Source organism: Pseudonocardia sp. ICBG162 (genome assembly GCF_020496225.1).
GTDB lineage: Bacteria > Actinomycetota > Actinomycetes > Mycobacteriales > Pseudonocardiaceae > Pseudonocardia > Pseudonocardia alni.
Genome location: NZ_JAHLJD010000013.1, coordinates 418,606 through 438,747 on the forward strand (window position 1 = coordinate 418,606; position 20,142 = coordinate 438,747).

At 73.4% G+C, this 20,142-nt stretch carries 18 protein-coding genes; 11 read left to right on the top strand and 7 right to left on the bottom strand.

What is annotated here, in order from left to right; all coding sequences use genetic code 11:
* Positions 1–11: 11 nt before the first annotated feature.
* On the top strand, positions 12–1,406 hold the full coding sequence (locus KPL60_RS05310; RefSeq protein ID WP_226365094.1) for a sigma 54-interacting transcriptional regulator: 1,395 nt from the start codon (positions 12–14) through the stop codon (positions 1,404–1,406).
* On the top strand, positions 1,399–3,357 hold the full coding sequence (locus KPL60_RS05315) for a VWA domain-containing protein (RefSeq protein ID WP_226365095.1): 1,959 nt from the start codon (positions 1,399–1,401) through the stop codon (positions 3,355–3,357). Before KPL60_RS05310 ends, KPL60_RS05315 begins: the two co-directional genes overlap by 8 nt.
* A 133-nt stretch (positions 3,358–3,490) precedes the next feature.
* Here KPL60_RS05315 and KPL60_RS05320 read toward each other — a convergent pair whose 3' ends face one another.
* From KPL60_RS05320 to KPL60_RS05330, 3 genes are all read right to left on the bottom strand, one after another.
* Positions 3,491–4,402, bottom strand: a complete 912-nt coding sequence (locus tag KPL60_RS05320; RefSeq protein ID WP_226365096.1) for an NAD(P)H-binding protein — start codon at positions 4,400–4,402, stop codon at positions 3,491–3,493.
* A 63-nt stretch (positions 4,403–4,465) separates the two neighbouring features.
* On the bottom strand, positions 4,466–5,245 hold the full coding sequence (locus KPL60_RS05325) for a transporter substrate-binding domain-containing protein (RefSeq protein ID WP_374228599.1): 780 nt from the start codon (positions 5,243–5,245) through the stop codon (positions 4,466–4,468).
* Between the two features lie 11 nt (positions 5,246–5,256).
* Positions 5,257–6,132, bottom strand: coding sequence for a LysR family transcriptional regulator (locus KPL60_RS05330; protein WP_073575310.1), 876 nt, complete (start codon positions 6,130–6,132; stop codon positions 5,257–5,259).
* A 79-nt stretch (positions 6,133–6,211) separates the two neighbouring features.
* Between KPL60_RS05330 and KPL60_RS05335 the strand changes: the two genes are divergently transcribed.
* From KPL60_RS05335 to KPL60_RS05350, 4 genes are all read left to right on the top strand, one after another.
* The gene (locus KPL60_RS05335; RefSeq protein ID WP_218622014.1) at positions 6,212–7,204 is read left to right on the top strand and encodes a bile acid:sodium symporter family protein; all 993 of its coding nucleotides are present in this window, start codon (positions 6,212–6,214) and stop codon (positions 7,202–7,204) included.
* Positions 7,201–7,380, top strand: coding sequence for a hypothetical protein (locus tag KPL60_RS05340; protein ID WP_226365097.1), 180 nt, complete (start codon positions 7,201–7,203; stop codon positions 7,378–7,380). Before KPL60_RS05335 ends, KPL60_RS05340 begins: the two co-directional genes overlap by 4 nt.
* An 88-nt stretch (positions 7,381–7,468) precedes the next feature.
* Entirely contained in the window at positions 7,469–8,707 is a 1,239-nt protein-coding gene (gene mshC, locus KPL60_RS05345; RefSeq protein WP_062395167.1) for a cysteine--1-D-myo-inosityl 2-amino-2-deoxy-alpha-D-glucopyranoside ligase, read from the top strand.
* A gap of 57 nt (positions 8,708–8,764) precedes the next feature.
* Complete coding sequence (locus tag KPL60_RS05350; RefSeq protein WP_226365098.1) at positions 8,765–9,124, top strand: DUF2237 family protein; 360 nt, start codon at positions 8,765–8,767, stop codon at positions 9,122–9,124.
* A 3-nt stretch (positions 9,125–9,127) separates the two neighbouring features.
* On the opposite strand, the gene KPL60_RS05355 is transcribed toward KPL60_RS05350, so the two are convergent.
* Entirely contained in the window at positions 9,128–10,252 is a 1,125-nt protein-coding gene (locus KPL60_RS05355; protein WP_226365099.1) for an MFS transporter, read from the bottom strand.
* A 16-nt stretch (positions 10,253–10,268) separates the two neighbouring features.
* Positions 10,269–11,159, bottom strand: coding sequence for a PAC2 family protein (locus KPL60_RS05360; RefSeq protein ID WP_226357200.1), 891 nt, complete (start codon positions 11,157–11,159; stop codon positions 10,269–10,271).
* Positions 11,160–11,258: 99 nt separating this feature from the next.
* Between KPL60_RS05360 and metH the strand changes: the two genes are divergently transcribed.
* From metH to KPL60_RS05385, 5 genes are all read left to right on the top strand, one after another.
* On the top strand, positions 11,259–14,951 hold the full coding sequence (gene metH, locus KPL60_RS05365; RefSeq protein ID WP_226365100.1) for a methionine synthase: 3,693 nt from the start codon (positions 11,259–11,261) through the stop codon (positions 14,949–14,951).
* A complete protein-coding gene (locus KPL60_RS05370; protein ID WP_226365101.1) occupies positions 14,944–15,645 on the top strand; it encodes an HAD family phosphatase in 702 nt (233 codons plus the stop codon). Before metH ends, KPL60_RS05370 begins: the two co-directional genes overlap by 8 nt.
* A 165-nt stretch (positions 15,646–15,810) precedes the next feature.
* Complete coding sequence (locus KPL60_RS05375) at positions 15,811–16,074, top strand: phosphoribosyl-ATP diphosphatase (protein ID WP_062395155.1); 264 nt, start codon at positions 15,811–15,813, stop codon at positions 16,072–16,074.
* 53 nt (positions 16,075–16,127) lie between these two features.
* The gene (gene hisG, locus KPL60_RS05380) at positions 16,128–17,018 is read left to right on the top strand and encodes an ATP phosphoribosyltransferase (RefSeq protein ID WP_100877718.1); all 891 of its coding nucleotides are present in this window, start codon (positions 16,128–16,130) and stop codon (positions 17,016–17,018) included.
* 226 nt (positions 17,019–17,244) lie between these two features.
* Entirely contained in the window at positions 17,245–18,255 is a 1,011-nt protein-coding gene (locus KPL60_RS05385; protein ID WP_226365102.1) for an IS481 family transposase, read from the top strand.
* Here KPL60_RS05385 and KPL60_RS05390 read toward each other — a convergent pair.
* Together KPL60_RS05390 and KPL60_RS05395 are read right to left on the bottom strand one after the other, a co-directional pair.
* Positions 18,252–19,097: a thioesterase family protein gene (locus tag KPL60_RS05390; protein ID WP_226357197.1), complete on the bottom strand. Its 846-nt coding sequence runs from the start codon at positions 19,095–19,097 to the stop codon at positions 18,252–18,254. The two genes, KPL60_RS05385 and KPL60_RS05390, sit on opposite strands and share 4 nt — an antisense overlap.
* Before the next feature lie 7 nt (positions 19,098–19,104).
* A complete protein-coding gene (locus KPL60_RS05395) occupies positions 19,105–20,010 on the bottom strand; it encodes a PD-(D/E)XK nuclease family protein (RefSeq protein ID WP_226365103.1) in 906 nt (301 codons plus the stop codon).
* Between the last annotated feature and the right edge of the window lie 132 nt (positions 20,011–20,142).

The following is a 20,142-nucleotide window of genomic DNA, read 5'->3' on the forward strand; positions in this document are numbered from 1 at the left end:
GCGTGGAGATCGTGCCCGTCACACCTGACCTTCCCCGTACCGTCGGTGCGCTGCGTGCGTCCGGTCACGTACAGCGCCCCGTGAAGCACGAGATCCGCGACAACCTCCTGGCGGCCCTGCGCGAGGGCCGCGACCCCTGGCCCGGCATCGTCGGCTTCGACGACACCGTCGTCCCGCAGCTCGAGCGGGCCCTCATCGCCGGTCACGACCTCGTCCTGCTCGGTGAGCGTGGCCAGGGCAAGACCCGCCTGCTGCGCTCGCTGGCCGGCCTGCTCGACGAGTGGACCCCCGTCATCGAGGGCTCCGAGATCGGCGAGCACCCCTACGAGCCGATCGTGCCCGCCTCGATCCGGCGCGCCGACGAGCTCGGCGACGACCTGCCGGTCGCCTGGGTGCACCGCGACCACCGCTACACCGAGAAGCTCGCCACGCCCGACACCTCGGTCGCCGACCTGATCGGCGACGTCGACCCGGTCAAGGTCGCCGAGGGCCGCTCGCTGGGCGACCCCGAGACCATCCACTTCGGGCTCGTCCCGCGGTCGCACCGCGGCATCGTCGCCATCAACGAGCTGCCCGACCTGGCCGAACGCATCCAGGTCGCGCTGCTCAACGTGATGGAGGAGCGCGACATCCAGGTCCGCGGCTACACGCTGCGGCTGCCGCTGGACGTGCTGCTCGTGGCCAGCGCGAACCCCGAGGACTACACCAACCGCGGGCGGATCATCACCCCGCTCAAGGACCGGTTCGGCGCCGAGGTCCGCACCCACTACCCGCTGGAGCTGGCCCCCGAGGTCGAGCTCGTCGCGCAGGAGGCCGAGCTCGTCGCCGAGGTGCCGCGGCACCTGCTCGAGGTCGTCGCCCGGTTCACCCGGCACCTGCGCGACTCCTCCGCGGTCGACCAGGGCTCGGGGGTGTCGGCCCGGTTCGCCGTGGCCGCGGCCGAGACCGTCGCCGCCGCGGCGCTGCGCCGTGCCGCGCTGACCGGCGAGGAGCTCCCCTACGCCCGGCCCGTCGACCTGGAGTCGGTCCCCGCGGTGCTCCGCGGCAAGATCGAGTTCGCGTCGGGGGAGGAGGGCCGCGAGGACGAGGTGCTCGAGCACCTGCTGCGCCGCGCGACCGCCGACACCGCGCGGTTCGCGCTGCGCGGGGTCGACCTCGACGAGCTGGCCGTCGCGGTCTCGACCCGCCCGGTCCGGACCGGCGAGCGGATCCCGGCGAAGGACGTCGTCGCCGCGCTGCCGCAGGTCGACGCCCTCACCGATATCGCCGCCAAGCTCGGCGCCGCGGGCACCGAGGACCCGGGCCCGATGGCCTCGGCCGCGGAGCTGGCGCTGGAGTACCTGTTCCTGACCCGCAAGCTCGCCAAGGACGAGTCCGACGACGGTGACACGGTGTCGTATGGCTGATCCCAGGCGTCGTCGCCGCCGGTACGCCTACGGCCCCTACGCCGGCGGGCCCGACCCGCTGGCGCCGCCGTACGACATCCGCGCGGCGATGGACCAGATCGGCCGCGACGTCATGGAGGGCTCCTCGCCGCGCCAGGCGCTGCAGGAGCTGCTCCGTCGCGGCCTCGACGGGCGGCGCGGGCTCGACGACCTCACCCGCCGGGTGTGGGAGCGGCGCCGGGACCTGCAGCGCGACAACCGCATCGACGGGACCCTGCAGGAGGTCCGCGAGCTGCTGCAACGGGCCCTCGACGCCGAGCGCGAGGCGCTGGGCAACGAGGACTCCGACGACGCGCGGTTCCGCGAGATGCAGCTCGACGCCCTGCCGCCCGACACCGGCGGCTCGGTGCGGGAGCTGAACTCCTACGGCTGGCGGTCCTCCGACGCCCGTGAGGCCTACCAGGAGATCCGCGACCTGCTCGGCCGGGAGATGCTCGACCAGCGCTTCGAGGGCATGAAGCAGGCGATGCAGAACGCCACCCCCGAGGATGTCGAGCGGATCAACGCCATGCTCGACGACCTCAACGACCTGCTCGACCGCCACGCCCGCGGCGAGGACACCACCGAGCAGTTCGCCGAGTTCATGGGCGAGCACGGCGAGCACTTCCCGGAGAACCCGCAGAACACCGAGGAGCTGGTCGACGCCCTCGCCGCCCGGGCCGCCGCGGCCCAGCGGATGATGAACTCGATGTCGGCCGAGCAGCGCGCCGAGCTGGCCGAGCTGGCCCAGCAGGCGTTCGGCGACCCGCGTCTGTCGCAGTCGCTGGCCCGGCTCGACGCCCAGCTGCAGGGCCTGCGCCCGGGCGAGGACTGGTCGGGGGAGGGCAACTTCCGCGGCGAGAACCCGATGGGCATGGGCGAGGCGACCCGCGCGATGGAGGAGCTGGGGCAGCTCGACGCCCTGGCCGAACAGCTCGCGCAGAGCTACCCCGGCGCGCGGATGGAGGACATCGACCTCGACGCGCTCACCGAGATGCTCGGCCCGGAGGCCGCCGCCGACGCCCGCACCCTGGCCGAGCTGGAACGCGAGCTGCAGCGCCAGGACCTGTTCCGCCGCGCCCCCGACGGCTCGCTGATGCTCTCGCCCAAGGCGCTGCGGACGCTCGGGCAGTCGGTGCTGCGCGACGTCGCCGACCGGATCTCCGGGCGCCAGGGGCAGCGCGACACCCGGCATGCCGGGGCGGCGGGCGACGCGACCGGGGCGACCCGGTCGTGGGCCTTCGGTGACACCCAGGCCTGGTCGGTGCCGCGGACCCTGCTCAACGCCCAGCTGCGCCGCGCCGGCGGCGACGACCGGGCGCTCGACGTGTCCGACGTCGAGATCGTCGAGACCGAGCAGCGCACCCGGGCCGCGGTGACGCTGCTGGTCGACACGTCGTGGTCGATGGTGGCCGAGGGCCGGTGGGTGCCGATGAAGCGCACCGCGCTGGCGCTGCACCAGCTCATCTCCACCCGGTTCCGCGGCGACGACCTGTCGCTGATCACCTTCGGGCGGCACGCGCAGACCGTGGACCTGGCCGAGCTGATCGGGCTGGAGGGCGTGTACATGCAGGGCACCAACCTGCACCACGCCCTGCTCCTGGCCCGGGAACGGCTGGCCCGCCAGCCCGACGCGACGCCGGTGGTCCTGGTGGTGACCGACGGCGAGCCGACCGCGCACCTGGAACGCGACGGCGAGGCGTTCTTCGACTACCCGCCCAGCCCGCACACGCTGCGGGCGACCGTCGACGGGCTGGACCGGCTGATCGGGATGGACGCGGCGTTCACGTTCTTCGTGCTCGGCGACGACCCCGGGCTGCTGTCGTTCGTGAACCGGCTCGCCCGCCGCGCCGGGGGACGGGTGGTGCAGCCCGACCTCGACGGCCTCGGCGCCGAGGTGGTCTCGGACTACCTGCGCCGCCGCACCGGCTGACCGCGTGGCGACCCGTCGCGTGCCGTGGCGCCCCCCGCGTGGGTCGCCGCAGCACGCGAGGGGTCGCCGCAGCACGTGACAGGTCGCGGCGGGCCAGGGCGGGACGCTGCTGGTACCCGGCGGGCCGGTGGGATCAGGCGGGGGCGGGGTGCAGGTGCTCCGCGGCCCAGGCGCGCAGCGTCGTGGGGGTCGTCGACACCGCGTCGCGGCGCTGCTCGGGGACGTACCCGGGGGCCGAGAGACCCTCGGCCATCCCGGCGACCGCGTCGATCTCCGGTGCCGTCATGCAGAGGCCGGCCAGCATCGACCGGAACCCGTCGCGGGGCAGGTGCGCCGCGCGGACCGGGTGGCCGAGTGTCCCGGTGAGCACTGCTGCGGCGTCGTCGAACGTCAGGTCCGCCGGTCCGTGCACGGCCTGCACCAACCGCCCCGACCACGCCGGCCCGAGCAGCCGCACCGCGGCGACGGCGGCGATGTCGGCCGGTGCGACCCACGGCAGGGGGTGGTCGAGCGGCCACGGCGTCGACAGCGTCCCGCCGGCGATCTCGTCGGCCGACCTCAGCAGGTTCGACATGAAGTAGCCGCACCGCAGGTGCAGCACCGGGGTACCGGTCGCGTCGAGCGCCTGCTCGGTCGCGGCCAGGCCGTCGATGTCCCCGGCGCCGCGGCGCAGCTCCGCGCCACCGCTGCTCTGCAGCACCGTCGCGCCGATCCCGTTGCGGCGCAGGGCCTCCGCGACGACTGCGGCGCAGGCTCCCTGGTGGGCGAGCGGGTCGGTGCCGGGCGGTGCGGGCGGGTTCACCCAGTACAGCCGGTCTGCGCCGAGCGTGGCGCCGACGACGGCGTCGGCGTCGGTCTGGTTCGCGACCACCGGCTCGACCAGCCCGGCGAGGTCCGGGGGCAGCGTGGCCGGGTCGCGGAGCAGGGCCACCGGGTGCACCCCGGCCTGTACGAGCAGGCGCAGCAGCCGGGAGCCGACGGTGCCGGTCGGTGTCGTCACCACGATGCGCATCCCCGCACCGTCGCACAGGGGTTCGACAGCCACACCCGTTCACCGGCTGCCGCACCCCGTCGTACCGGGCAGGGCCGCCCGGCAGGGGGTGTGGACTCAGCCGAGCCAGGGGCGGGCGAGGCGGTCCCAGGTGCCGTCGGTGCGCGCCGTGCGCAGCCAGGTGTTCACCCGCTCGGTGAACGCCGGGTCGCCGGCCGGGGTCAGGTAGGCCTTCTCCGAGTCGGTGAACGGGGCGTCGGGGTGCACCGCGCACAGCACCCCGGGGTGCTGTGCGGCCTGCCAGCGGGTCTCGATCGCGTCGGTGACCATCAGGTCCGCGCGGCCGGCCACGATCTCGTCGAAGATCGTCGAGTTGTCCGGGTGGTCCACGATCGTCGCGCGGGTGAAGGTCGCCCGGGCGAAGCGCTCGTTGGTCCCGCCCGGGTTCACCACGACCCGGACGCCGGGCCGGTCGATGTCGGCGACCGTGCCGTAGCGCGCGACGTCGGGGCAGCGCGCGATCGGTGTCTTGCCGTCGCGGAGATAGGGCTCGGTGAACACGGCCCGCTCCGCGCGGTCCGGGGTGACCGAGACGCCGCCGACGGCGATGTCGCAGCGCCCGGCGACGACGTCGTCGAGCAGGGTCGCCCAGGTCGTGCGGACCAGCTCGGCGCGGGCACCGAGCTCGGCGGCGAGGTCGCGTGCCATGTCGACGTCGATCCCGGACCAGGTGCCGTCCGCGGCCAGCGCGGTCAGCGGCCGGTAGTCCCCGGTGGAACAGACCCGCAGCACGTCCGACGACGCGACCCGGTCCAGCGTCGGGGGCCCCGGTGCGGCGGGCGCACCGCATCCGGCGACCAGCATCGCGAGCAGCAGGACGATCGGCAGGCGGCGCACGGCCCGGGACCCTAGCCGCCGTTCGGGGGTGTCCACGACTCCGGACGGAGGTCTGCGGTGCGGATGCTCCGGACCAGCGCCTCGGCCGGGTCGCTGCGCCGCCGCCCGTGCGCGAGCACCAGCTCGACCGGGCCCAGCTCGGGCAGCCCGGCACGGTCCCCGACGACCTCCAGCCCGTCGGGGACCAGCGTCGCGGCGTGCGCGAGCACGCCCAGCCCGGCGAGGGCGGCGGCCCGCAGGCCGGACAGGCTGCCGCTGGTGCAGGCCATCCGCCACGGCCGCCCGACCGCCTCCAGGGCCCCGACGGCGGCGGTGCGCGACAGGCTCGGCGGGGGATAGGCGACGACCGGTACCGGATCACCGGGGCCGAGCGGCAGTCCGGGCGCCCCGACCCAGACGAAGCGGTCGCGGCGGACGACCAGCCGGCCGTCGTCGGGACCGGGGAGGCGCTTGGCGAACATCAGGTCCAGCTCCCCGGCGTCGAGACGGTGTTCGAGCCCGCCGGCCAGACCGACGGTCAGCTCCAGGTCGACCTCGGGGTGGCGGCGCCGGAAGTCCGCGAGCACCGCGGGCAGCCGGGTCAGGACCAGGTCCTCCGACACCCCGAACCGCACCCGGCCGTGCACCCGCGACGCCCGGAAGTGCGCCATCGCCCGGTCACCCGCGTCGAGGATGGTGGCGGCGAACTCCAGCATCGCCTCGCCGTCGACGGTGAGCGACACCGAGTGGGTGTCGCGGTCGAGCAGTGGGCGGCCGACCGTCGCCTCCAGACGCCGCACGTGCTGGCTCACGGTGGACTGACCGACGCCGAGCGTGGCGGCGGCCCGGGTGAAGCTGCGGGCGCGCGCGACGGCGGCGAAGGACCGCAGCTGGACGGGGTCGAGCACCCTGTCATCATAGATCGCGGACACAGTCATGGTGATCAGTCGGTTTCCCGATGGGCTGACGGCTTGCAGGATGGAACCCATGCGCGTCCGTCCCGATCCGTTCCTGGTGCTGCTCCTCGTGACCGTCGGCGTCGCGTCGCTGTTCCCCGCGCGCGGCGCGATGGTCGGGGTCGTCGACGTCGCCGTCACCGCCGCGATCGCCCTGCTGTTCTTCCTCTACGGCGCCCGCCTCTCCGCCGCCGAGGCGCTGGGCGGGCTGCGGAACTGGCGGCTGCACGGCACCGTCCTGGCGGCGACGTTCGTGCTGTTCCCACTGCTCGGCCTGTCGGTGCTGCTGCTGCCGGAGTGGCTGCTGCCCGCGCCGCTCGCCGCCGGCGTCGTGTTCCTGTGCTGTCTGCCGTCGACCGTGCAGTCCTCGATCGCCTTCACCGGCATCGCCCGCGGCAACGTGCCCGCCGCGATCGTCGCGGCGTCGGTGTCGAACGTGCTCGGGGTGGTCCTCACCCCTGTGCTGGCCGCGCTGCTGCTGGCCACCAGCGGCGGGTTCGACGCGTCGAGCTTCGGTGACATCGCGCTGCGCCTGCTGGTGCCCTTCCTCGCCGGGCAGGCCGCACGGCCGCTGGTCGGCCGGTTCGTGGCCCGGCACAAGAAGCGGCTGTCGCTGGTGGACCGCGGCTCGATCCTGCTCGTCGTCTACGCCGCGTTCAGCGAGGGCGTCGTCGCCGGCATCTGGGGACGGCTCACCCCGGTCTCGCTGCTCGTGCTGCTCGGGATCTGCCTGGTGCTGCTCGCGCTGGTGCTCGCGGTGACCTCGCTCGGGGCCCGCGCGCTCGGTTTCGACGACGCCGACCGCATCGCGATCGTGTTCTGCGGGTCGAAGAAGTCGCTGGCCAGCGGGCTGCCGATCGCCGGAGTGCTGTTCGGCGGTCCCGCCGGTGCGCTGGTGGTGCTGCCACTCATGCTGTTCCACCAGATCCAGCTGATGGCGTGCGCGATGATCGCCGACCGGGTCGGCCGGCGCCGCGCGGCGCTCGACAGCGACCGGGCCGCCGGAGCACCATCGCGGGCGTGACGCCGTCCGCCTGTCGTCTCTGTGGCGCCCCCGGTCCCGACGACGCCGGGGTCGCCGCCGTCGCGGGTTGGGTGACCGACCGCGACGAGCGCGGCCGCGACGGCCGGCTGTGCCCGGCCTGCGCCCGCCGGCACGTCCGCGACATCGAGTCCAAGCTCGACGCCGAGTGGTGGTGACCGGCACCCCGTCCCGCACCGGAATCTGCGACGGACGCTGCGCGTTCGCATGCGTGACCGCTTCCGAGAGCTAGGTAGGTTTGACCGCATGGAGACCTGGGCCCCGACCGACGTCCCGGCACTGGAGGGCAGCGGCCCGCCGCTGCGCCTGCACGACACCGCCACCGGCCGGGTCCGGCCCACGGCGCCGGGCCCGGTCGCGACGATGTACGTCTGCGGGATCACCCCCTACGACGCGACCCACCTCGGCCACGCCGCCACCTACCTGACGTTCGACCTGGTCAACCGCTACTGGCGCGACCTCGGTCACGACGTGCACTACGTCCAGAACGTCACCGACATCGACGAGCCGCTGCTGGAGCGCGCCGAACGCGACCAGGACGACTGGGTCGTGCTGGGCCTGCGCGAGACCGCCCTGTTCCGCGAGGACATGGAGGCGCTGCGGGTACTGCCGCCCCGCCAGTTCGTCGGCGCGGTCGAGGCGATCCCCGAGATCGCCGAGCTGGTCGAGAAGCTCGTCGCCGCCGGTGCGGCCTACCGGATCGACGACCCGGAGTACCCCGACGTCTACCACGACGTCACCGCCACCGGGCACTTCGGCTACGAGTCGAACTACGACCTCGACACCATGCTGAGGTTCTCCGCCGAGCGCGGCGGCGACCCGGACCGGCCGGGCAAGCGCAACCGGCTCGACCCGCTGCTGTGGCGCACCGCGCGCCCCGGCGAGCCCGCCTGGGACTCCGGCCTCGGCCGCGGCCGCCCCGGCTGGCACGTGGAGTGCGCCGCGATCGGCCTGAACCGGCTCGGCCCGCAGATCGACCTCAACGGCGGCGGCTCGGACCTGATCTTCCCGCACCACGAGTGCGGCGCCCTGCACACCGAGTCCCTCACCGGTGAGCACCCGTTCGCCCGGCACTACGTGCACACCGGCATGATCGGCCTCGACGGCGAGAAGATGTCGAAGTCCAAGGGCAACCTGGTCTTCGTCTCGAAGCTGCGCAACGCCCGCGTCGACCCGAACGTCATCCGGGTCGCCCTGCTCGACGGGCACTACCGCACCGACCGGTCCTGGACCGACGAGGTGCACGCGAAGGGCGACCGGCGGGTGACCCGCTGGCGCGAGGCCGTCGGTCTCGATGCCGGGCCGGACGCGGCCGAGCTGGTCGCGAAGCTGCGGACCCACCTCGCCGACGACCTCGACACCCCCGGTGCGCTCGCCGCCGTCGACGCCTGGGCCGAGGAGGCGCTCACCCGCCGCGGCACCGACACCACGGCCCCGCAGCAGGTGCGCACCGCGCTGGACGCGCTGCTCGGCGTGACCCTGTAGCCGGTCCGGCACCCGTCCCGACCGGCGGGGCGGGCGCCCGGCCGGGACACTCCACGGATGGCCCTCAACGTGCTGGGCGGTGAGCTGGAGGCCTGCGGGACCGATCCGCTCACCGGCTTCTACCGCAACGGATGCTGCGACACCGGGGGCGAGGACGCGGGCGTGCACACCGTCTGCGCCCGCGTCACCGCCGAGTTCCTCGACTTCTCCCGCGAGCAGGGCAACGACCTGACGACCCCGAACCCGCGATTCGGGTTCCCCGGCCTAATGCCGGGGGACCGGTGGTGCCTGTGCGCGAGCCGCTGGGCCGAGGCGCTGCGCGAGGGCGTCGCACCGCCGGTGGTGCTCGAGGCGACGCACGCCCGCACCCTCGAGTGGGTCGACCTCGACGACCTGCGGGCGCACGCCGCCGGGTGAGACTCAGGCGCGGCGCGTCCGGTCGACCGCGAGCACGGCCGGCACGCCCGCTGCGAGCAGCGCCGCGGGCGCGAAGAACGCCACCAGCGGGTCCGCGTGGTAGACCGGCGTCAGCGCCACCGGCGATGCGGCCGTCCCGGCGAAGCGCACCGCCTGCACCACCGACACCGCCCCGCCCCCGCCCCCTCCGGCAGGGCCGAGGACCAGTGCGTTCACCCCGACCAGGATCAGTTGGCTGCACACACCGCCCAGCGCCCACAGTGCGACGACCACGCCCAGCACCGGCACCAGTCCGATCAGGGCGACGAGTACGCCGCCCCCGACGGCCCCGGCCAGCACGCAGCGGCGCGGGCCGAGCCGGTCCACCGCGCCGCCGATGAGACGCGCGGTGAGGATCCCGGCCACCCCCAGCGCGGTCAGCACCAGCCCGCGCGGCCCAGCACCCAGCCCGAACTGCTCCTCCAGGCGCAGGGCGAGCAGGAAGTTCAGCCCGGCCAGACAGCCCCAGCCGATCGCCGCGACCAGCCCGAGCCGCAGTACCGGACCGGTCCACGCCGAGCGCAGCCGGGGGCGGGCGTCGCCGGTGGCGCGGGCCGAGCCGCCGGGGATCCCGACCACGCCGAGCAGCAGCGCGACGCCGGCCGCACCCCAGAAGGCCCACCGCCAGTCGACCTCGGCGGCCAGCCCGCCGAACAGCGGGGCCGAGGTCTGCCCGGCCGCCTGCAGCGACCCGAACCAGCCCAGCGCCCGGCCCAGCCGGTCCGGCTCCACCGCGGCGGCCAGCGCCGCCAGCAGCACCGGAGTGGTGAACGCGTTCGCGACGCCCTGCAGCGCCCGCCCGGCCAGGAAGACCGGCCAGGCCACCGCCAGCACGCAGGCCAGCGAGGCGACGACGTAGAGCGCGTACCCGGCGACGACGGTGCGGCCCCGGCCCCACCGGTCGCCGAGGGTGCCCGAGACGAGCATGACCCCGGCGAACGGCAGCAGGTACGCGGTGATCGACACCGACGCCGTCGCCGTCGGGACGCCGAAGTCGGCGCCCAGCTCCGGCAGCATCGCCGCGGTCAGGCCACCGCCGAAGGGCCCGAGGAAGGCGCCCAGGAACAGCGCCGCTCGGCGCAGCGCCACCACGAGCCGCGGCCGGTCAGGAGTTGGGGCCGCGGCGGCGCAAGTAGCGCTCGAAGTCCGCCGCGATGGAGTCCCCGGAGGTCTCGCGCAGCTCGGTGCGGGCCTCCTCGTCGTCGGACTCCGAGGCCTGCTCCTCCAGCTGGCGCACGTACTCGCGGACCTCGTCGTCGGCGTCGGCCATCTCCGAGACGGTCCGCTCCCACTCCTCGGCCTTCTCCGGCAGCACCCCGAGCGGCACCTCGACGTCGAGGGACTCCTCGATCCGGTGCAGCAGCGCGACCGCGGCCTTCGGGACCTGGGCCTGCGAGACGTAGTGCGGCACCTCGGCCCAGTAGGAGACGGCCGGGATGCCGGCCTGCACGCAGGCCTGCTGGAAGACCGCGACGATCCCGGTCGGGCCCTCGTAGTTCGACGGCTCGGTGCCCATCGCCTTCTGCGACTCCGCGTCCCAGGAGGTGCCGTTCACCGGCGTCGGACGGGTGTGCGGGACCTCGGTGAGCAGGGCTCCCAATGTGATGACCTTCGTCACGCCGAGACGCTCCGCGTGGCCCACCAGCTCCGCGCAGAACGTCTTCCAGCGCAGGTTCGGCTCGATCCCGTTCACCAGGACGACATGCCGGTCGGTGCCCGGCAGCGTCGCCCACGACAGCCGCGTGGTCTGCCACTCGATCCGCCGGGTGACGCCGTCGGAGAGCTTGACGTGCGGGCGCGTGACCTGGAAGTCGTAGTACTCCTCGGGATCGATCGAGGTCAGAGGCTTCGCGTCCCAGCTGAGCTCGAGGTGCTCCAGCGCGGTGCTCGCGGCCTCACCGGCGTCGTTCCATCCCTCGAACGCGGCGATGAGGACCGGATCGACCAGCTGCGGAGTGCTGTCGCCACCCGTGATGCTCGGCTCTCGGTCGGTCATCACCCCAGCCTACGACCCCGCGGGCGCGGGGCCGGGTTCCTCCCCCTCTACCAGGTACCGTGGCTGATCGTGTCATCTACGACGGGAGCGGATCACTCGGTGGGCACCTCTGCGCACGACAGCACCCTCCGTCCGGTCGACCCCGAACGGGTCCGGCGGGCGGCGCAGCGTACCGAGCAGCTGACGGAGCTCCTCGGTCGTCGCATCGGTGTGATCGACGGCGCCTGGGGCACCGTCATCCAGGGCCTCGGCCTGACCCCGGAGGACTACTCCGCGGACTGGCTGCACGGCCACCCCAAGGACACCAACGGCGACCCGGACCTGCTCAACCTCACCCGTCCGGACCTGATCCTCCAGGCGCACCGCAACTACTTCGACGCGGGCGCCGACCTGACGACGACCAACACCTTCACCGCGACCACGATCGGCCAGGCGGACTACGGCCTGGAGTCGAAGGTCGACGAGATGAACGTGGCCGCGGCGCGGCTGGCCCGCGAGGCCGCCGACGAGGCCGAGAAGGCCACCGGCGAGCCCAAGTGGGTGGCCGGCTCCATCGGTCCGCTGAACGTCACGCTGTCGCTGTCGCCGAAGGTCGACGACCCCGCCTACCGCGCGGTGACCTACGAGCAGGTCTACGACTCCTACGCCCAGCAGATCGCCGCGCTGGACTCCGGCGGCGTCGACATCCTGCTGATCGAGACCATCTTCGACACGCTGAACTCGAAGGCCGCGCTGCAGGCCGCGCACGACGTCGCCCCGCACCTTCCGGTGTGGATCTCGGTGACCATCGTCGACCGCTCCGGGCGCACCCTGTCCGGGCAGACCGTCGACGCGTTCTGGACCTCGGTGCGCCACGCCGCGCCGCTCGTCGTCGGGCTGAACTGCGCGCTGGGCGCCGACGAGATGCGCCCGCACGCCGTCGCGCTCGCCGAGATCAGCGACGCGTTCGTCGCCACCTACCCCAACGCGGGCCTGCCGAACGCCTTCGGTGGCTACGACGAGACCCCCGAGCAGACCGCGGACTTCCTCAAGGAGTTCGCCGAGTCCGGGCTGGTCAACATCGTCGGCGGCTGCTGCGGCACCGGCCCGGAGCACATCCGCCACATCGCCGACCGGGTCAAGGGGCTGCCGCCGCGGGTGCCGACCGAGGCCCCGCGGCGCACCCGCTTCTCCGGCCTGGAGCGCTTCGAGATCGGCCCCGACACCGGTTTCGTGATGATCGGTGAGCGGACCAACGTCACCGGCTCCAAGCGGTTCCGCAGGCTCATCGAGTCCCAGGACTACAACGGCGCGCTCGACGTCGCGCTGGACATGGTCCGCGGCGGCGCGAACATGCTCGACGTCAACATGGACGCCGACCTGCTCGAGTCCGCCGACGAGATGCGCACCTTCCTCAACCTGCTGGCCACCGAGCCCGAGGTCGCCCGGCTGCCGATCATGATCGACAGCTCGCGGTGGTCGGTGATCGAGGCGGGCCTGCAGTGCGTGCAGGGCAAGGGCGTCGTCAACTCGATCAGCCTCAAGGAGGGCGAGGAGCCCTTCCTGGAGCAGGCCCGCAAGGTCAAGGCCTACGGCGCGGGCGTCGTGGTCATGGCCTTCGACGAGACCGGCCAGGCCGACACCGCCGACCGCAAGGTCGAGATCTGCGGCCGCGCCTACGACCTGCTCGTCGAGAAGGCCGGGCTCGACCCGCACGACATCATCTTCGACCCGAACATCCTCGCCATCGCCACCGGCATGGAGGAGCACAACGACTACGCGAAGGACTTCATCGAGGCCTGCCCCCGGATCAAGGAGCGCTGCCCCGGCGCCCACATCTCCGGTGGTGTCTCGAACCTGTCCTTCGCCTTCCGCGGCAACAACGTCGTCCGCGAGGCCATGGACTCGGCCTTCCTGTTCCACGCCATCAAGGCCGGCCTGGACATGGGCATCGTCAACGCCGGTCAGCTCGCGGTCTACCAGGACATCCCGGCCGACCTGCTCGAGATGGTCGAGGACGTCCTGTTCAACCGCCGCCCCGACGCCACCGACCGGCTCGTGGAGAACGCCGACCGGTTCAAGGGCGAGGGCACCCAGCGCAAGGTCGACCTGTCCTGGCGGGAGGCCGACGTCCGCGCCCGCCTGTCGCACGCGCTCGTGCACGGCATCGTCGACTTCGTCGAGGCCGACACCGAGGAGGCCCGCGCGCAGGCCGCGCGGCCGCTCGACGTCATCGAGGGCCCGCTGATGGACGGCATGAAGGTCGTCGGCGACCTGTTCGGCGACGGCAAGATGTTTCTGCCCCAGGTCGTGAAGTCCGCCCGCGTGATGAAGCGCGCCGTCGCCTACCTCGAGCCCTTCATGGAGAAGGAGAAGGAGGAGGCCAAGGCCCGCGGCGAGATCGACGCCCGCGGCCACGGCAAGGTCGTCATGGCCACGGTCAAGGGCGACGTGCACGACATCGGCAAGAACATCGTCGGCGTCGTGCTGGGCTGCAACAGCTACGAGGTCATCGACCTCGGCGTGATGGTGCCCGCGCAGACCATCCTCGACACCGCCGTCGCCGAGGGCGCCGACGTCGTCGGGCTGTCCGGCCTCATCACCCCCTCGCTCGACGAGATGGTGAACGTGGCCACCGAGATGGAGCGGCGCGGCCTGAAGCTGCCGCTGCTCATCGGCGGCGCCACGACCTCCCGCCAGCACACCGCGGTGAAGATCGCCCAGCAGTACCAGGGCGACGTCCTGCACGTCATCGACGCCTCCCGGGTCGTCGGGGTCGTCTCCGACCTGCTCGACGACGACCGCGCCGAGGCCCTGTCCCAGCGCAACGACGCCGACCAGCAGCGGCTGCGCGAGCAGCACGAGGGACGGCAGGCCAAGCCGCTGCTGCCCTTCGCCGACGCCGTCGCCAACCGCGAGAGCATCGACTTCGGCGAGCTGCCCGTCCCGGAGTTCACCGGGGTCCGGCCGTGCGAGCCGACGATCGCCGAGCTCCGCGAGCTGATCGACTGGCAGTTCCTGTTCCTGGCCTGGGAGCTGAAGGGCAAGTTCCCGCAGATCCTGAACTCGCCGGTCGCCAAGGAGCTCTACGACGACGCCAACGCGATGCTCGACCAGATCATCGCCGAGGACCGGTTCACCGCCCGCGGCGTCTACGGCTTCTGGCCGGCCCGCGCCGAGGGCGAGGACATCGTGATCTCACCCGACGGCGGTGACGTGCGGCTGCCGATGCTGCGCCAGCAGACGGTCAAGCCGCAGGGGCGGGCCAACCGCAGCCTCGCCGACTACGTGGCGCCCGCCGGGGACCACCTCGGCGCGTTTGCGGTGTCCATCCACGGCGCCGAGGACATGGCGAAGGAGTTCGAGACCGCGCTCGACGACTACAAGGCGATCATGGTGAAGGCGCTGGCCGACCGGCTCGCCGAGGCCTTCGCCGAGTACGCCCACCGGCAGGCCCGCCGCGAGTGGTTCGAGCCCGACGCGAACCAGGCCGTCGAGGACCTGCACGCCGAGCGGTTCCGGGGCATCCGGCCCGCGTTCGGCTACCCGGCCTGCCCGGACCACACGCTCAAGCGGCCGCTGTTCGACCTGCTGGGCGCCGAGGAGACCGGCGTGGGGCTCACCGAGTCCTTCGCCATGACCCCGGCGGCCGCGGTCAGCGGCATGATGTTCGCCCACCCGGAGTCGCGGTACTTCACCGTCGGCCGGATCGGGCCCGACCAGGTCGCCGACTACGCCGGCCGGCTCGGCGTGGACGTCGCCGTCGTCGAGAAGTGGCTGCGCCCGAACCTGGGGTACACCCCCGATGCCTGAGCCGACGACGACCCGGCCCGCGGGTGTGCTGCTGGACATGGACGGCACCCTGATCGACTCGGAGAAGGTGTGGGAGGTCGCCCTCAACGACCTCATGAAGCACCTCGGCGCCCCGGAGCTGAGCCTCGAGGCCCGGCTGGAGTCCGTCGGCGGCTCGCTCGACTCGTCGCTGCGGATCTGCTTCCGGGAGGCCGGGCGCGACCCCGACACGATCCCCGCCGACGAGTACCGGGAGACCGGCGAGTGGCTCTACGACCGCGCCGGGGAGCTGTTCTCCCACGGCGTGCCGTGGCGGCCCGGCGCCCGGGAGCTGCTCGGCGCCCTGCGCGAGGCGGGCATCCCGGCCGTGCTCGTCACCAACACCATCCGGGTGCTGGTGGAGCGGGCGCTGGAGACCCTGGGCCGGGAGCACTTCACCGCCGTCGTGCCCGGCGACGAGGTGCGCGAGCCCAAGCCGCAGCCCGAGCCCTACCGGCGCGGCGCCGAGCTGCTCGGGGTCGACCCGGGCGACTGCGTCGCGGTGGAGGACTCGCCGACGGGTGCGCTGTCGGCCGAGCGGGCCGGCTGCGCGGTGCTGGTGGTGCCCTGCGAGCTCGACGTGCCCGCCGGTCCGCGCCGGGTGCTGCGCGAGACCCTCGCCGGGATCGGGCCGGCCGAGCTCGGGGCGGTCCTCGCGGAGGTCCGGGTCCGCTGAACGGCCCAACGGCCGGTGTGAGCGGGCCGTTCGCGGCGACGAGCGGCACCTCGACCTGGTCTTGCTCACTCCGGGTGAACCATCCGGCGCGGTCCGTTGCCCACACGGCTTACCGCCCCGGATGCGCCCGGCGTGCGGCGTGGGTCACCGTTCACACTGGTACCCGTGAAGACATTCGACGACTTGTTCGCCGAGCTGCAGGCCAAGGCCCAGGAACGGCCGGCCGGTTCGGGAACCGTCGCCGCGCTGGACGCCGGGGTGCACGCCCAGGGCAAGAAGGTGCTCGAGGAGGCCGGTGAGGTCTGGATCGCCGCCGAGTACCAGGGCGACGACGAGCTGGCGGAGGAGATCTCGCAGCTGCTGTACCGGCTGCAGGTGATCATGCTCCAGCGGGGGCTCACCCTCGAGGACGTGTACAAGCATCTGTAGGTCGACCCGACCCACCGACACCACCACCGACGACGACCGTCAGGAGAGCGGAAATGCTCCGCGTGGCACTGCCGAACAAGGGCACCCTGGCCGAGCCCGCCGCGACGATGATGCGCGAGGCGGGGTACCGCCAGCGGACCGACTCACGCGACCTCAGCGTGGTCGACGACGAGAACGAGATCGAGTTCTTCTACCTGCGGCCCAAGGACATCGCGACCTACGTCGGCAAGGGTGACCTGCACCTGGGCGTCACCGGCTTCGACCTCATGGAGGAGTCGGGCAGCCAGACCCAGGAGATCATCCCGCTCGGCTTCGGCAAGTCGCGGTTCCACTTCGCGGCCCCGGCCGACGCCGACTGGAAGATCGAGGACCTCGACGGCCGCAAGATCGCGACGTCCTACCCCCGCCTGGTCCGCTCGTACCTGTCCGGCAAGCGGATCGGCGCGGAGATCGTGAAGCTCGACGGCGCGGTGGAGATCTCCATCCAGCTGGGTCTGGCCGACGCGATCGCCGACGTCGTGTCCTCCGGGCGCACGCTGCGCCAGCACGGTCTGCAGATCATCGGCGAGGCCATCGCCACCTCGCAGGCCACGCTCATCGAGCGGGAGAAGCGGCACGACCGCGCCGAGGACGCAGAGACCACCCGCCTGAAGAAGGTCTTCGCCGACCGGCTGCAGGGCGTCGTCGTGGCCCGCGAGTACCTGATGATGGACTTCGACTGCCCGGAGGGGCTGCTGGAGGCCGTGGAGAAGGTCGCGCCGGGCCTGCAGGCGCCGACGGTCTCGCCGCTGTCGAAGAAGGGCTGGGTCGCGGTCCGCACGATGGTGCGCACCAAGGACACGAACCGCGTGATGGACAAGCTCGCCGACATCGGCGCCACCGCGATCCTCACCTCGGAGATCCGGTCCTGCCGCGCGATGACGGTCAACGGCCACGGCCACTGAGCCCACCCCGTCCGACGTCCGTTCCCCCCACGGCGGCCCGCCCCCGGTGACTCCGGTGGCGGGCCGCCGTCGCGTCGCCCGGGCAGTGCCGCCGTACGGCTAGCTGTGATGCCCAGGCACGTTGGTCGAGATCGTGTGACGACACGGTCTGATCTGTAGATGGGCGAAGGCCTCCCGGGTGTGGAGTGGAGCTGTCGAGGAACCGCTCCGCACCCAGGAGGCCTTCGTGTCCCACGCTACCCACTCCAATGCCGCGCTCACCTGTCGTGCCCGACTCCGACTCGCTCGCTTGGTCGTCGATCTAGGCTGGTCTGTGGCCCGCGCCGCCGAGCGCTACGACGTCTCGTGGCGGACTGCGAACAAGTGGGCCCAGCGCTACCGCGATGAAGGCCCGGCCGGGATGCACGACCGGTCCTCGGCCCCCCGTCACCAGCCGAACCGCACGCCGGCGCCGGTGGTCCGCAAGATCGTGCACCTGCGCTGGAAGCAGCGCCTGGGACCGGTCGAGATCGGCGACCGGCTCGACATGGCGTCCTCGACCGTGCACGCCGTGCTCGTGCGCTGTCGCATCAACCGGCTCACCCACATCGACCGGGCTACTGGCGAGCCGATCCGCCGCTACGAGCACGAGGCGCCCGGCGACTTGATCCACGTCGATGTCAAGAAGCTCGGCAAGGTCCCCGACGGAGGCGGATGGCGCTACGTCGGTCGTCGACAAGGCGAGAAGAACCGTGCGGTGACCTCGACACGAACCGGTCTGCCCAGGAGTCGGTACCACCAGCCTCTGCTGGGCACCTGCTACCTGCACACCGTCATCGACGATCACTCTCGAGTCGCCTATGTCGAAGCACACGAGGACGAGACCAAGCAGACCGCGGCCGCGGTCCTGCGTAACGCGGTCGCCTGGTTCGCCTGCCGCGGTGTCACGGTCAAACGCGTGCTCAGCGACAACGGCGGCTGCTACAAGTCTCATCTCTGGCGCGACACCTGTGCCGAGCTGGGCATCACCCCGAAAAAGACACGGCCCTACCGGCCGCAGACGAACGGGAAGATCGAGCGCTTCCACAGGACCCTGGCCGAGGGCTGGGCCTTCAAGAAGCTCTACAACTCCGAGTCAGCCCGACTCGCGGCTCTGCCAGCATGGGTCCACGACTACAACCACCACAGGCCCCACTCGGCAATCGGAAAGGCCACACCCATCACCAGGTTGAACAACCTGGCTGGGCATCACAGCTAGCGGGCCCGGACGGTCAGGGACTGGGCGATCCGGCCGGTGTGCCCGTCGTCGTCGAACAGGGTGGCCGAGCAGGTGCCCAGCCCGTCCGGCCCGACGACGGTCGCGGCATCCACGCCGATCCACTCGCCGGCCGGGGCCCGGTGCAGGTGCACCGTCAGCTCGGTGTTGACGAACAGCCAGCGCGTCACGTCCAGCGGTGCGGCGAGCCCGTTCGCACAGTCCGCGGCGACCATCAGCCGCTGCGCCGGGCTCGGCTCCTCGCCCTCGACGAGCGGGACCCGCATGCGGATCCAGCCGCGCCCCGGGCCTTCGTCGCCGAGGCGGCCCCCGTCGAGCCAGGCCCACTCGATCGCGTCGAGGAACCCGGGCAGCCAGCCGTCCGGCCGCTCGGTGCGCACGACGGCGGCGTCCCGCCCGGGCAGCGCGGCCGCCTGCCCCTGCGCGACGACGGCGGTGTCGGACGCGGCGAGCCGCCAGGCCCGGGCCCGGAGCACGTCCCGGTCACCGGCGCGCATCGTCGCCGACAGCAGCTCGATCGTCCGCCCGGGCCGCTCGACGCCCGCGGTGACCGTGACCGGCCCGGCGGGCACCGCCCCGAGCACCTCGACGGTGACGCGGGCGATCCGCCACCCGGCCTCGGCGCCGCCGGGGCGGGACTCGGGCAGCCGTTCGAGGGCGCGGACCAGCAGCGCCGAGGGCGGGCCCATGTGCTGGGCGTCGGCGAACCAGGGGCCGGTCGTCGACGGCGTCGCCTCGAACGCGGCGTGGGTGACGCCGTCGGCGGTCTGCTCGCCGCGGGGCAGGTAGAACGGGCCGGGCGGGATCGGGGGCGGTGCGCTCACCCGTCGATCATGCCGCGCCGCCCGGCCAGCCGGGGTAGGGCGGGGGAGTGCCGCCCCAGGCGGGGCAGTGGGCCTTGTGGTCGCAGGTGCGGCAGGCCGGGCCGGTGCGGGGCCGGAAGTCCCCGGTGGGGGCGGCGAGCCGGATGGCGGTCCACACCGCCTCGAGCAGGCGCCCGAAGCGGGTGAGCTCCTCGGCGTCGGGCCGGTAGGTCAGGGCGGTCCCGTCGGCCAGGTAGAGGAGGCGCAGCTCGTCGGGGACGCGGCCGTGGGTCAGCAGGACGGCCAGCGCGTAGAACTTGAGCTGGAACAGCACGCCGGACTCGTAGCCCTCGCCGGGCGTCGCGCCGGTCTTGTAGTCGACCACCCGCAGCCCGTCGGGGCCGTCGTCGAGCCGGTCCAGGATGCCGCGCAGCGGCACCGGCGCCGCGCCGTCGGCACCGGGCAGGGTCGCCTCGATGCGGGCCTCCACCGCCGTCGCGGTGACGCCGGCCGGGTCCTCCAGCGCGAAGTAGCGGTCGAGCAGCGCCGAGGCCGAGTCCAGCCAGAGCGCGAGCTGCGGGTCCTCCGGGCCGGTGAACAGCGCCGCCGCGGCGGGCTCCGCGGCCGCGAGGTCGTCCCAGCAGGGGCCGAGCAGCTCCCGGGCGGCCTGTGGGGTCCGGTCGGCCGGGTCCCGCGCGAACAGCTGCTCCAGCACGGCGTGCACCAGGGTGCCGCGGACCTGCGCCCGCGACGGCGGCTCCGGCAGCCGGTCGACCGCGCGGAACCGGTAGAGCAGCGGGCAGCGGCGGAAGTCCGCCGCCCGCGACGGTGACAGCGCGGGCGGCCGCGGCGGTGCCGCGACCGGTGCGGGGACGACCGCGGGGCCCGGTGCGGCCGGGTCCGGGCCGGGCTCGTCGGCGGGGGCTGCGGTCATGGCGGCAGGCTAGCCGCGACCCCCGACGGTTCCGGGCGCCGCGGGGGAGCCCACGTGCCCCGGCGTCGGGGCCGGGGGTGCGCGCGGATAGCGTCGTCGCCCGTGCACGACGCCCCGACGCCCGACGCGCCG